Here is a 12,608-nt window from a genome sequence, read left to right on the forward strand (position 1 = left end):
ACGGATCGTGAAGCTTCCCTCCAAATTCCGGGAACCGGGCGTCTGGGTGTCGAGCGGCGTCCATGTCGCCGTGCTCACCGTGGCGCTGATGTCCGTCGCCGCTCCCGCCCTGCCCGACGCCCAGGAGGGTGTGCCGGTGGAAGTGATGACCGAGCAGCAATTCTCGGAACTGACCAAGGGCGAGAAGAACGCCGACAAGCCGATGCCCGACGCCAAGCCCCGCGCCGACAAGGTCGCGGAGAAGGTCGAGGAGCGCGAGCCCGAGAATGCCAAGGTCGATGCGCCCGCGCCCCCGAAACGCCCGGCCGACATGAAGGTCGCCAGCGCAGACGAGATGCCCCTGCGCATGCCCGACCACGAATCCGAGAAGGAGGCGGCAGAGGCCGCCGCCAAGGCCGAAGCGGCGAAGCTCGCCAAGGAAGCCGCCAAAGCCGATGCCGCGAAAGCGGCGGAAGCCAAGGCTGCGGCGGAAGCTAAGGCTGAGGCTAAGGCCGCCGCCAAGGCCGAGGCTGCCAAGGCGGAAGCGGCCAAGGCTGAAGCCAAGGCCGAGGCAGTGAAGGCCGCCAAGGTCGAGGCCGAGAAGCGCGAGAAACTCGCCGAGCTCATCGAGCGCCAGGAGGCCGAGGCCATCGCCAAGGCGGAAGCCGCCAAGGCCGAGAAAGCCAAGGCCCTGGCGGAAGCCAAGGCCCAGGCCGAAGCCAAAGCTCTGGCCGAAGCGAAGGCGCGGGCCGATGCGAAGGCCAAGGCCGAAGCGCTCGCCAAGGCGGAGAAGGCCGAAGCCGAGGCGGAAGCCAAGGCCGAAGCGAAGGCGAAGGCCGAGGCCGAACGTCAGCAGGCCGTCGCGGAGGCCAAAGCCGCTGCGGATGCCAAGGCCCAGGCCGAAGCGAAGGCCAGGGCAGATGCCGCCGCCAAGGCCAAGGCGAAAGCCATGGCGGATGCGCGCGCCAAGGCCGATGCGGAGGCCAAGGCGAAGAAGCAGGCCGAGCTCGCCGACAAGTTCAATTCCGGCGACATCAAGCAGCTGCTCGCCTCGCGGGCGCCCTCGCAATCCACCGGCGCTACCGGCCACGAGGTCCAGCGCACGGCCTCGCTGGGAGCCGCCAGCGGCACCTCGCAGCGCCTCTCGCCCTCCATGCGCGATTCGCTGATCGGAATGCTGACCCAGCAGATCGAGCGCTGCTACTCGGCGCCCCCCGGCGCGTCGCAGGGCGTGGTGCTGCCGATGCTCGATATCCGCCTCTCGGCCAACGGTTCGCTGAGCACCGAGCCGCGGATCATGCGCGGTGGCGCCAACGCCGTGGACCGCTCCCTCGCCGAGGCTGCGCTTCGTGCCGTGAAGCGCTGTGCGCCCTACAAGATCCCGCCCCAGTTCGCGCCGTACTATGACGACTGGAAGGCGATCAACGCGGAATTCGAGTTCTCGCGGGTGTGATACAGGTCGGTGATCCTTCCTTCGGATTCGTCCAATCCCTCTCCCTCGACCTGAGGTGCCGAAGCGTGAGCGAAGGCCTCGAAGGAGGCTTCCAGGGCCCTCGTGCTGTCTGGAAATCTCCTTCGAGGCCCGCTGACGCGGACACCTCAGGGTGAGGTCGAGGATAGGAAGAACCGACGCTCCCAGAATCCCTGTTCAAGGTTTTCGGAATCTCTTCATGACCGACATTCTCCATCGGCGGCTCGCCTCGCCCCTGGCGTCGCTCCTCGCGGTGCTGGCCCTCGTGCTCGCCTTCGCCGTGCCCGCCCAGGCGCAGCTGAACCTGCGGATCGGCGGCGGCTCGTTCCAGCCGATGCCCATCGCGGTGGCCGATTTCTCCGGCGATCCGAGCCTCGGCCTGCTGGTATCGAGCGTGGTCACGAACAATCTGAGGCGGTCCGGCTATTTCGTGCCCCTGGAGAAGGGGAAGTTCCCTGAGAACCCCGGCTTCGATGCAGTGCCGGGTTTCGACAAGTGGCGTGCCGCCGGAGCCCAGGCCCTCATCACCGGCCGGGTCGGGCGTGATCCTTCGGGCAAGCTCAAGGTCGAATTCCGGCTCTGGGACGTGACCTCGGGCCAGCAGCTCACCGGCCAGCAATACGGCGCGGATGTCGCCAATGCGCGCCGCACCGGCCACCTCATCTCCGACGTGGTCTATACCAAGATCACCGGACTCGGCGGCTGGTTCGACAGCCGCATCGCCTTCGTCGACGAATCCGGATCGAAGGAGAACCGCCGCAAGCGCCTGATGGTGATGGACCAGGACGGCGCCAATGTTCGCGCCCTCACCAACGGCGAATCCGCCGTGGTGGCGCCGCGCTACTCGCCCTCGACGCAGGACATCGCGTTCATGACCCAGTCCACCGGCCAGCAGCCGCGTGTCCAGGTGATCAACCTCGAGACCGGCGCGCGCCAGGCCATCGGCCGGATGGATTCGATGAGCACCAGCCCGCGCTTCGCGCCGGACGGTCACCACCTCGTCATGAGCGTACAGCAGGGCGGCAACGCCGACATCGTCAAGATGGATCTCGGCTCGAAGGCGCAGACGCCGATCACCAACGGCAACGCCATCGACACCTCGCCGACCTATTCGCCGGATGGGCGGCAGATCGTCTTCGAATCGGATCGCGGAGGCTCGCAGCAGATCTACGTGATGGGCGCCGACGGGTCGAACCCGACCCGTATCTCCTTCGGCGAGGGCTCGGCCTCGCAACCGGCCTGGTCGCCCAAGGGAGACCTCATCGCCTTCACCCGCCAGCGCAAGGGTGGCTTCGCCATTTGCGTGATGAAGCCGGACGGTTCCGGCGAGCGTGTGCTCACCGAAGGCTTCCACAACGAAGGGCCGACCTTCGCGCCGAACGGCCAGTACGTGCTGTTTTTCCGCGATCCGGGCGGCCAGGGTGGCGGAAAGCTCTACATGGTCGACATCACCGGCAAGGTGGAGCAGCCCGTCCCGACGCCGTCCTACGCCTCCGACCCGACCTGGTCGCCGCTGCTCGCGGGGAAATAGGGGGAGCGGCTGGCGGCGTTGTCGCCGGCATTCCCCCAAGCCAAGTGCTTCCGTCGAAAGGCACTATCCCTTGCCGAGCCCTTGCGTGACGGGAAAGGGATAATGCCACCACAGGACGTGGTGGGGATGCGTACCCCGGGGCTCCGGCGTCCCGATCACTCCGCCGGCAGCAATCGGTCCCGCGCCTTGAGCGCCGGGAACAAGCGGCCCCACAGCACCGCCACGAGGATCGTCGCGAGCCCGCCCGCCACGACCGCGGGTACCGCGCCGACCAGTGCGGCGAGCATGCCGGATTCGAACTCGCCGAGTTCGTTGGAGGCGCCGATGAACACCGTGTTCACCGCCGAGACCCGTCCGCGCATGGCATCGGGCGTCTCGCCCTGAACGAAGGTCTGCCGCACGTAGACGCTGATCATGTCGGCCGCCCCCGTGACGAACAGGCAGGCCATCGAGAGCGGCAGGGATGTGGACAGGCCGAACGCCGTGATGGCGACGCCGAAGACGGCCACGGCCTGCAGCATCCGCTTACCGGCATGGCGTTCGAGGGGGCGATAGGCGAGGAGGATGGCGGTGACCACCGCACCGGCCGCCGGCATGCTTCGCAACGCCCCGAGCCCAAGGGGGCCGACATGAAGGATCTCGGCGGCGAAGATCGGCAGCAGAGCGGTGGCGCCGCCCAGCAGCACGGCCACGAGATCGAGGCTGATCGCGCCGAGCACCACCGGCTGCGAGCGGATGTAGGACAGGCCGGCCGAGAGAGTCGCCCAGGTCACGGGTTGACGCTCCGTCACGGCAGCGGGGCGAAAGCGGATCGCGACGACGAGGGCGCTCGCCAGGGCGAAGCTCGCCGCCGCTGCCCCGAACACCGCCGCAGGGCCGAGCATGTAGAGGAACCCACCGGCGGCCGGGCCGAGGATCGACGCGCTCTGCCAGAGCGAGGCGTTCCAGGCGATGGCCGATCCGAACAGGGGACGCGGAACCAAGGTCGGAAGAAGTGCCTGGAGCGCCGGGTTGGCGAAGGCGCGCGACGTGCCGATGACGACGACGAGGGCATAGATGGGCCAGATCGAACCGGTGCCGGACAGGGCGATGGCAACGAGGCCGAGATCGGCCGCGGCCAGGGTCGCATAGGCGACCGCCGTCACCAGACGCCGGTCGTAGGTATCGGCCACGTGCCCGGTGATCAGGGCGGAGAGCATCGCCGGAAGGAAGCTCGCGAGCCCCACGAGGCCGAGGGCGAGAGCCGAGCGGGTCAGGTCGTAGACGAACCATCCGACCGCCACGGCCTGCATCTGGTAGGCGAGGCCGGTGAGGAACCGTGCGGCTCCGTACAGTCGGAAATCGCCGTTGCGGAAGACTGACCAGCGGGGCGCGGCGGATGCTGTCATGAGCGATGGGCCAAGGGCGTGAAGGGAGAGCCGCACCGCATCGTCTCTACAACGCCGAGGGTGCGACAGTGATGCCGCAGCTATGCCGCATGCGAAGTGCGGCCTTGTCGAATTGCTAATCTATCGGCCGAATAATTGCTGGTCGGGACGGAGCGTCATCGGGTTGTGCCAGCATGAACCAAACTAGCCTTGGGCTGAACCCGGAAGGCCAAGCTCAGCTTCCGGCTGACGTTCAAAATATCGTGGCTTCGTCTTCACGCGGCTCGATCCGTGCGTTCCAGAGGAGCGATATTCCGCAGGTCTGTCACCTGTTTTCGCAGACGTTCCGCCTCGGCAAGACTTATCAGGCGGCCAAGCTCGCGGCCTGCCTGGAAGCGACCTATTTCGATTCGCCCGGCTATACCGAGGGCACCGGCTCCATCGTCCATCTGGACGGAAACGGGGCCGTGAACGGCTTCATGGGCGTCATCTCCATGACCATGGTCGTCGGGGAGCGGACCCTGCGCGCCGGCATCCTCAGCGCCTACATGGCCGCCGATCCCGACAACAACCCCGGCATCGGCGTCAGCCTCATCCGGGGCGTCACCGCCCGCGATTTCGACCTCCTCTTCACCGACACGGCCAACCGCACGTCCCTCGATATCGCCCGTGCCACCCGCTTCGTGATCCTGCCGGCGCAGAGCCTCGAATGGGTGAAGATCCATCGGCCCGTGGGGACGGCGGCGTATTTCCTGGGTAAGCGCCTGCCCCGGCTCGCGCTCTGGATCATCCCGATCGCCCGCGTGGCGGATAGCGTGCTCCGGCGATTCCTGCCCTTCGGCTCCCCGCGCCCCGACGGTATCGTCTCGCGCCCCATCACCGCCGCCGATTTCGCAGAGGCTGCCCGTCCCTTCCTGGCTCACTACGATCTCAAGCCGGACCCGGCCGAACTCGGCTGGTTCGTCGAACAGGCCGGTCTCCAGACCAAGTATGGCCCCCTCCAAATCCGCGAGGTGGTGGATCGGATCGGCCGCCGGATCGGGTTGTATCTCCTCTACGCCCGCCGCGACGGCGTCGCCTATGCGCTCCAGATCTTGGCACTGCCCAACCGCGAGGAACTCGTCGTCGGCCAGATGTTCGTCGATGCGGCTGAATTCGGGGCCGTGGCCGTACGCGGGGCGACCTCACCCGACCTGATGAAGGGGCTCTTCCGCCAGAAGGGCCTTCTTTATCACCACGTCATGGGAACGATCGCCTGGACGCGCGATCCGGAGGTGGCGGCGACACTTCGCGGAGGTAACGTGTTTCTCGGCGGTATCGCCGGCGAGACCTGGGCGCGGATCGTCACCGAAGATTTCTCGTGACGGGGCGGCGTCCCTACGAGGCGTATTTCACCGTGCAGCCATAGGGCTTTGCAGTCCTAACGCTCACCGGCTTGCCGGCGGCGATCTCGGTGAGGGCAAGGTCCACGTAGTTCTTCGCGGTCTTGAGATCGTCGAGATTGGCGGAGGGCTTGTCGTCGATGCCGCCTTGGAAGAGCAGGGTGCCGTCTCCCGAGACGATGAACATGTGCGGCGTCGTCCGGGCAGCGTAAGCCCGACCGATCGTGCCGGATGGGTCGAGGATGACAGCGGTGGGGGAGGCGCCCCGGGTCTGTGTCAGACGGTTCGCTGCCTGCCCGTCCACCGCGCCCTGCTCGCCGGGAGCAGACGAGATGACCGACAGCCAGACGATCCCGGCCTCGGTCCACTTCTTCTGCAGGGCCTGCATCGCCTGGCCACCGTAATGCTTCATCACGAAGGGGCAATCGTGGTTGGTCCATTCGAGGACGACGGTCTTGCCCTTGTAATCCTCGAGCCGGACGGTCCGGCCATCGGCATCCGTGCCGGTGAAGAGGGGAGCGGGTTTACCCACCTGTGGGCCTGCCGCCATCGCTGCGTGCATGCACAGTGGACCGGCCAGCGCGGCGGCGATGGCGGCTCCGAGAAACATCCGGCGGGGCAGGGCCATGGCTCTCACCTTTTCGTGGTTTCCAGGGCGGCGCGCTGGTTGACGGTATTCTCAGGGATCTTGGAGAGTTCGTCGAGGACGATTCCCGATGTCAGGATCTGCGGCAGCACGATGGGCTCGCCCGTGCCGGTGTAAAGCAGGTAGAGCGGCACGCCGCTGCGGCCATGCTTCTCCAAGAGGGCGGTGATCTCTGGGTTCTGGTTGGTCCAGTCGCCCTTGAGATAGGTCACGTCACGCGCCTTGAACGCGGCCTCCACGCTCTGCGTGCGGAGCGCCGTGCGTTCGTTGACCTGACAGGTGATGCACCAGGCCGCCGTCATGTTGACGAAGACCGGCTTGCCCTCGGCCACGAGGGAATCGAGGCGGGCCTGGGTGAACGGGGTGATGCCCTCGGCCGTCGTCTTCCTCATATCCGTCGAGGCCCGATCCTGGTCGAGGCCGAAGGTCAGCGCGAGCGTCGCTGCCAGGGCCGCGACGGAGGTCAGGCGGGCGAGCCCGGCGCCGATCCCGCCCGCGTGGCGGGCCCGCTCCCAGGCCCAGGCGGCGAGGCCCACGAGGACGAGGCCTATTAGCGCAGCGAGGAGCCCGGCCGAGCCGACCTGCTGCGACAGCACCCAGACGAGCCAGGCCACGGTGGCGTAGATCGGGAAGGCGAGCGCCCCTTTCAGCGTCTCCATCCAGGCGCCCGGACGTGGAAGGCGCCGTACAGTCGCCGGCCATGTGGTGAGGACGAGGAAGGGCAAAGCGAGGCCGAGGCCGAGGCTCGCAAACACCGTGAGGCTCACCAGCGGTGCCTGCGTCAAAGCGAATCCCACCGCAGAGCCCATGAAGGGGGCGGTGCAGGGGGTGGCCACCACCGTTGCCAGGATGCCGGTGAAGAACGAACCTTCGAGCCCCGCCCGCCGGGTCAGCCCATCGCCGAGCCCGGCGATTCCGCCGCCCAGATGGACCACACCGGAGAGGCTGAGGCCCATCGCGAAGAGCAGGTAGGCGAGGCCCGCCACCACGAGGGGTGATTGCAGCTGGAAGCCCCAGCCGATCCCGGCGCCCGCGCCCTTGAGGGCGATGAGCAGCCCCGCCAGGGAGAGAAAGGCGGCGAGGACGCCGGCGGTATAGGCGAGACCGTGCAGGCGCACGCGGGAGGCCGGCTCGCCCGAATGCTTGACGAGGCTCAGCACCTTGATCGACAGCACGGGAAAGACGCAGGGCATCAGGTTGAGGAGGAGCCCGCCGAGGAAGGCGAGGCCGGCCGCACTCCACAGGGTCAGGCTCTCCTCCGGCGACGCCTGTCGCGCCGTGGGCGCTGTCTCCCCCGGAATTGCCCCACTGGGAGACGCCGCCGGCGCGTCGCCGATGGCATAGGAGCGCTGGACCGTGCCATCGGCGGTTTGCTCGTCGAAGGTGAGGACGCCGGGAAGCTCCGCCGGGGCGGGCTCGCCGGGTGTCGCTCGCGCGAGACTGAGGCTGAACCCCTTGTCGTCGATAGTCAGGGTCTGGGGAGCGGCGTTCTCGATCGCCGTCTCGGAATAGGGGAAGAAGGCGGGGTCGCGGATCGCGTCGGGTTTCAGGTCGGGCGCGGCGGCGGTGAGAAGCAGCCTTTCGCCCTCGCTCGTCAGTTTCACCGGCCAGGGGGCCGGAATGGGGAGGGCCGCGCGGGCATCCTCGAACAGCAGGATGTTGGTGGCCGAACTGCCGGTGCTGGTTCCTGGAGCGGCCACCGGTACGCTCAGCTTGAGGTCGGCAGATCCCGGAATGCATTCGCGCTCGCAGACGAGGTAGGTGAGCTTGGCCGTCAGTGTCACGGCCTTGCCGGGCGGCAGCACCGCCGGCGGGGTCACCTCGGCCAGCAGCACCGTCTCACCCTCGAAACCGAAATTCACCAGGTGAGCCACCGGGATGCGGCTCGGCGTCGGCCACTGGATCGCGCCCGCCGTGAAGCCCTGCGGCAGCGACCAGGCGACTTCCGGCGAAAGACCGGAATCGCCCGGATTGCGCCAGTAGACGTGCCAGTGCGGGCGCATCACCATGCGGATGCCGATGGTGAAGGGCTCACCGGCCCGGATCGCCCCCGGCTCGGCCACGAGATTCGCCTTGACGAGGTCGGCCGGCGGCTTGAGCCCCTGCGCCGAGGCGCCCGTGGCACCGATCAGCGCGAGGAGCAGGAGGGCGAGGGGCCGGATCATCGAAACCTTGAGGCGGAGGGGGCACCGAACATGGCACTCTGACGCCTAGATATGGCCGTTTGGTGCCGGGGTAAAACCAGCGGCACGCGATTGCCCGCGACGGAATCGCCGCAATGGGGCGCTTCACGTGAGTCGGCGAGGTTCACAGGAAGCGTCGGGGGTCGAAGGGCGCGAGGGGGATTTCCGGTGTCGCGCCGCCGACGAGCTGGGCGACGAGGCGTCCGGTCCGCGCCGAACCGACGAGACCCACATGGCCATGGCCGAAGGCGTAGACGACATCCGTGGTCTTGCGCGCCGTGCCGATACAGGGCCGCCCATCCGGCATGCTCGGGCGGTGGCCGAGCCAGACCTTCAGGCGGTCGGCCGGTATCGGGTTCGGCAATTCGGGAAACATCGAGATCAGGTGGTCGCGCAGGATCTCCGCGCGCTTCCAGTTGGGGGCCGCCGCCAGCCCGGCGAACTCCACCTGACCAGCCGCGCGCAGGCCGCCATTCATGAAGTTCACGATCATCTTGGCATCCGATGCCATGACGGGCGTGCGCGGCCCCGCCTCGGCACCGGTCACCATGACGTGGTAGCCGCGCTCGCTCTCCAGGGGGAGCGTGTCGCCGAGGGAGGCGGCGAGAGGCTTCGACCGGGCGCCCGCCGCGACGACGGCGCGGTCGCAGGGTATCTCGCCCTTTTCCGTCGTGACGGCGGCGAGGCGCCCGCGTTCAAGCCGGAATCCCGTCGCGCGGGTGGCGATCCGGGTGGCGCCGCGCGCCTGTGCCAGATCGGACAGGGCGGCGACGTATCCGCCGGGATCGCGGCAATGGCCGGCCTCCTCGACCGCGAGGCCGAACGTGTAGCGCCGATGCAAGCTCGGCTCCCTCTGTCGCAACTCATCGGCCGAGAGCTCGAGCCACGCGATGCCGACCCTGCGCCTGATCTCCCAGGACCGCGCCTCGCGCTCGAAGGCCGCCCGGTCGGGATAGACATGCAGCACGCCGCGCCGCTCGACGAGCTGCGGGACCCCCGCCTCCTCGGCGAGCGTCGCGTGGAGCTTCGGCGCATCGACGAGGAGTGTCCGCAGGGCGCGTGCGGTCCGCTCGATCCGGGGCGTGGTGGAGGCGGCGAGCAGAAACCGCGTGAGCCAGGGCATCACCTTCGGCAGGTAGGCCCACCGGATCGAGAGTGGCCCGAGCGGATCGAGGAGGAAGGACGGCACCCGCTTCCACATGCCGGGCTCGGCCGGTGGGATGACCGAATGCGACGAGAGCCAGCCGGCATTGCCATAGCTCGTCGCCTGCTCGCCGCCAGGCGAGCAGGGATCGACTACGGTGACCCGGTGGCCCGCCCGCAGGCATTCGATGGCGCTCACCGTCCCGACCGCGCCGGAGCCGATGACGACCACGTGGAGGTCAGTCTGGGCGGTCATGTCGCGTGTTCCTGGTTAGGCATCACCCCGTTCTTCGGCATGGTCAGTTCTTGTATTCACTGATTTGGATTAACGAAAATTCTTGGAATGAACGGCTGCAGTATGCGGTGCGAGGTAGTAATGCATACCTAATCGTTCAAGTCCTTGGTTGTGCCTCTAACATTTAACAGTGCGTGTTTGCCGAGAAATTTGATCAATATTGCCTCTATCTGTAAGCATAATATGGGGTCTGGGACTGCAAGGAATGCTCCGCGAACTACCAGTGGGTGTTTGAACCAAAATCTTGTCTGGTGATCCTTGACTCTTACGCGGACATTTTTGCTTGATTGTCCAACATAAACAGGACGATCTGTAATATCATAGAAGACGTATACGCCGCTTTGTGTTGGTACAGTCTCCAGGTCGCTTGGTGTAAAGTCTGTCCAAGTGAGCCCTTGTAGAGATGCCGCATCGTTTTCGATCGTAGCCTCTACGTCAGCGGGTACGGTCTCATGAAGGGCGTCGGCCAGTTTTTTTCTAGTTTCAGGACGAGGAGATTTCGTGTTTTCTTTAACAATATTATAAATGCCAGCCCAGGTTATGCCTGTTTTCTCTGAGAGGTTTGCAATCGAGATATCTTTCTTGGTTATTTCCTGCTGAAGCCATGCTCCGAAAGACGGGCCTGATTCGCCTGTTGTTTGAGCGTCCGGCACAATGCTGGCATCTAATTCTATCTCACTGTCCATGATTTATGGCCTTCGTTTTCTTGCTATTAGTAAGTCAGCGCTTACTTGAAAAATTTGAAGCGGGACGCTGTTGGGGTGCGTTCTCACGCCACCGGCAAAGGCCGCGTCGCCGCTTCGAGCCACACCCGCGTCTCGTCGTCGAGATCGGCGCTCAGGGCGTCCCGCACCCGCGCGTGATACGCATCGATCCAGGCGATCTCGGCCTCGTCCAGCAGCGAGAGGTCGATGAGGCTGGCATCGTAAGGGGCGAGCGTCAGAGTCTCGAAGCCGAGCATCGGCCGGTCCCCGCCGGGGATCGCGCGCTCCTCCACGAGAACGAGGTTCTCGATGCGGATGCCGTAGGCGCCGGCCCGGTAATAACCCGGCTCGTTGGAAAGGATCATGCCGGGCGAGAGGGCGGTGGTGCCTGTCTTGGCGATGCGCTGCGGGCCTTCATGGACGGAGAGGAATGCACCGACGCCGTGGCCGGTGCCGTGATCGAAATCGAGCCCCGCCTCCCAGAGCGGCGCGCGGGCGAAGGAATCGATCTGCGCACCCGTGGTGCCCTTCGGAAACATTGCCCGCGCGATGGCGACATGGCCCTTGAGCACGCGCGTGAAGCGGTCACGCATCTCGTCCGTCGGCGTGCCGATCGCAACGGTGCGGGTGATGTCGGTGGTGCCGTCGGCGTATTGCGCGCCCGAATCGACGAGGAACAGTTCGCCCTCGCCGACCGTACGGTCTGTGTCGCGGGTCACGCGGTAATGCACGATGGCGCCGTTCGGGCCGCTGCCCGAGATGGTCGGGAAGGAGATGTCCCGCAACAGGCCGGTCTCGCCGCGAAAATCCTCCAGAGCCTCCACGGCGGCGACCTCGGTCAGGCGGCCGCCCGGCACCTGCCGCGAGAGCCAGGCGAGAAAGCGGGTCACCGCGATCCCGTCGCGATGATGGGCCGCGCGCGATCCGGCGATCTCGCCCGCATTCTTCACCGCCTTCATCAGCGTGATCGGATCCGGGCCGGGATCGACCCGGCCCCCGGCCTGTTCCACCAGTGTCGCCAGCGCCGACGCGCCGGTGGCGGAATCGAGCCTGATCCTGGACCCTCCGGCAGCGAGAGCGGCGAAGGCGGCGTCGAAATCCGCCCGCCCGGCGATGTCCGCGGCGGACGAGAGCGCGTCCCGCAAGGCGGGATCGATGGCGGACGAGGTCAGGTAGAGGGCGGCGCGTCCCGTCCGGGGGACGACGGCATAGCCCAGCGCCAGGGGCGTATGCGCCACGTCGCCGCCGCGCAGGTTGAAGGCCCAGGCGAGATTGTGCGGATCGGAGATCACCAGGGCGTCGCAGCCGCCGCGTCCCAATGCCTCGCGGATGCGGCTCAGCTTGGCCTCGACGGATTCCCCGGCGAGTTCGAGGGGATGCGCCACCACCGCGCCTGCGGGAGAGGCCGGCCTGCCGGTCCACACCGCATCGACGAGGTTCTCAGGGACCGGCGTGATGCGGGCCCCAGCCTTGGTCGCCGCCTTCTCCAATTTGGCGACGCCCTCGGCGGTGTGAAGCCATGGATCGTAGCCGAGTACGGAACCCTGCCTCAGATGCCGGCCGATCCAGGCTTCGACACTGGTTTCGGCGAGCTGAACCGGGGTGAGGATCGTGGTGTCCACCTGGGCGGGGGCCTGCAGCGTGTAGCGCCCGTCCACCACCAGGGCCGCTTCGTCGGCAAGGATCACGGCAGTGCCGGCCGAGCCGGTGAAGCCCGTGAGCCAGGCGAGGCGTTCGGCATTCGCGGGCACGTATTCCGACTGATGCTCGTCGGCGCGGGGCACCACGAACCCGTCGATCCCCGCCCGCCGCATCGCCTCTCTCAGGGCGGCGATGCGCGTCGCGCCTTCTCGGTGGCTCGGATCGTCGAAGGTCTGGAAGCGGGCGCGGCTCATGGCACCGAGAGT

The 12,608-nt window shown here is 67.0% G+C and carries 9 protein-coding genes; 3 read left to right on the forward strand and 6 right to left on the reverse strand.

What is annotated here, in order from left to right; genetic code table 11:
• The first annotated feature begins 7 nt into the window (after positions 1–7).
• Together tolA and tolB are read left to right on the forward strand one after the other, a co-directional pair.
• Positions 8–1,432, forward strand: a complete 1,425-nt coding sequence (gene tolA / locus IPV08_RS13520; protein WP_207412236.1) for a cell envelope integrity protein TolA — start codon at positions 8–10, stop codon at positions 1,430–1,432.
• 217 nt (positions 1,433–1,649) lie between these two features.
• Positions 1,650–2,981, forward strand: coding sequence for a Tol-Pal system beta propeller repeat protein TolB (tolB, locus tag IPV08_RS13525; protein WP_056434433.1), 1,332 nt, complete (start codon positions 1,650–1,652; stop codon positions 2,979–2,981).
• Positions 2,982–3,136: 155 nt separating this feature from the next.
• Here tolB and IPV08_RS13530 read toward each other — a convergent pair whose 3' ends face one another.
• Complete coding sequence (locus IPV08_RS13530) at positions 3,137–4,369, reverse strand: MFS transporter (RefSeq protein WP_207412237.1); 1,233 nt, start codon at positions 4,367–4,369, stop codon at positions 3,137–3,139.
• A 242-nt stretch (positions 4,370–4,611) separates the two neighbouring features.
• Here IPV08_RS13530 and IPV08_RS13535 point away from each other — a divergent pair, with 242 nt between their 5' ends.
• Positions 4,612–5,712 (forward strand): hypothetical protein, encoded by a 1,101-nt coding sequence (locus IPV08_RS13535; protein WP_207412238.1) that lies wholly within the window; start codon positions 4,612–4,614, stop codon positions 5,710–5,712.
• Between the two features lie 13 nt (positions 5,713–5,725).
• On the opposite strand, the gene IPV08_RS13540 is transcribed toward IPV08_RS13535, so the two are convergent.
• The 5 genes from IPV08_RS13540 to IPV08_RS13560 form a co-directional block, all read right to left on the reverse strand.
• Positions 5,726–6,358 (reverse strand): redoxin domain-containing protein, encoded by a 633-nt coding sequence (locus tag IPV08_RS13540; RefSeq protein ID WP_056434427.1) that lies wholly within the window; start codon positions 6,356–6,358, stop codon positions 5,726–5,728.
• Between the two features lie 5 nt (positions 6,359–6,363).
• Positions 6,364–8,541 carry a protein-disulfide reductase DsbD domain-containing protein gene (locus tag IPV08_RS13545; RefSeq protein WP_207412239.1) on the reverse strand — a complete coding sequence of 726 codons (2,178 nt, stop codon included), beginning with the start codon at positions 8,539–8,541 and terminating at the stop codon, positions 6,364–6,366.
• A gap of 142 nt (positions 8,542–8,683) precedes the next feature.
• Entirely contained in the window at positions 8,684–9,958 is a 1,275-nt protein-coding gene (locus IPV08_RS13550) for an FAD-dependent oxidoreductase (protein WP_207412240.1), read from the reverse strand.
• A gap of 128 nt (positions 9,959–10,086) precedes the next feature.
• On the reverse strand, positions 10,087–10,683 hold the full coding sequence (locus IPV08_RS13555; RefSeq protein WP_207412241.1) for a helix-turn-helix domain-containing protein: 597 nt from the start codon (positions 10,681–10,683) through the stop codon (positions 10,087–10,089).
• Between the two features lie 83 nt (positions 10,684–10,766).
• A complete protein-coding gene (locus IPV08_RS13560) occupies positions 10,767–12,596 on the reverse strand; it encodes an aminopeptidase P family protein (protein WP_207412242.1) in 1,830 nt (609 codons plus the stop codon).
• Between the last annotated feature and the right edge of the window lie 12 nt (positions 12,597–12,608).

Source organism: Methylobacterium sp. SD274 (genome assembly GCF_017355285.1).
Taxonomy (GTDB): Bacteria; Pseudomonadota; Alphaproteobacteria; order Rhizobiales; family Beijerinckiaceae; genus Methylobacterium.

Excerpts from the sequence above, each read along its gene's own strand:
- IPV08_RS13560 (WP_207412242.1), bottom strand. The coding sequence starts at position 12,596 with ATGAGCCGCGCCCGCTTCCAGACCTTCGACGATCCGAGCCACCGAGAA.
- IPV08_RS13550 (WP_207412240.1), bottom strand. The coding sequence starts at position 9,958 with ATGACCGCCCAGACTGACCTCCACGTGGTCGTCATCGGCTCCGGCGCG.
- IPV08_RS13555 (WP_207412241.1), bottom strand. The coding sequence starts at position 10,683 with ATGGACAGTGAGATAGAATTAGATGCCAGCATTGTGCCGGACGCTCAA.
- IPV08_RS13540 (WP_056434427.1), bottom strand. The coding sequence starts at position 6,358 with ATGGCCCTGCCCCGCCGGATGTTTCTCGGAGCCGCCATCGCCGCCGCG.
- IPV08_RS13530 (WP_207412237.1), bottom strand. The coding sequence starts at position 4,369 with ATGACAGCATCCGCCGCGCCCCGCTGGTCAGTCTTCCGCAACGGCGAT.
- IPV08_RS13545 (WP_207412239.1), bottom strand. The coding sequence starts at position 8,541 with ATGATCCGGCCCCTCGCCCTCCTGCTCCTCGCGCTGATCGGTGCCACG.
- tolB (WP_056434433.1), top strand. The coding sequence starts at position 1,650 with ATGACCGACATTCTCCATCGGCGGCTCGCCTCGCCCCTGGCGTCGCTC.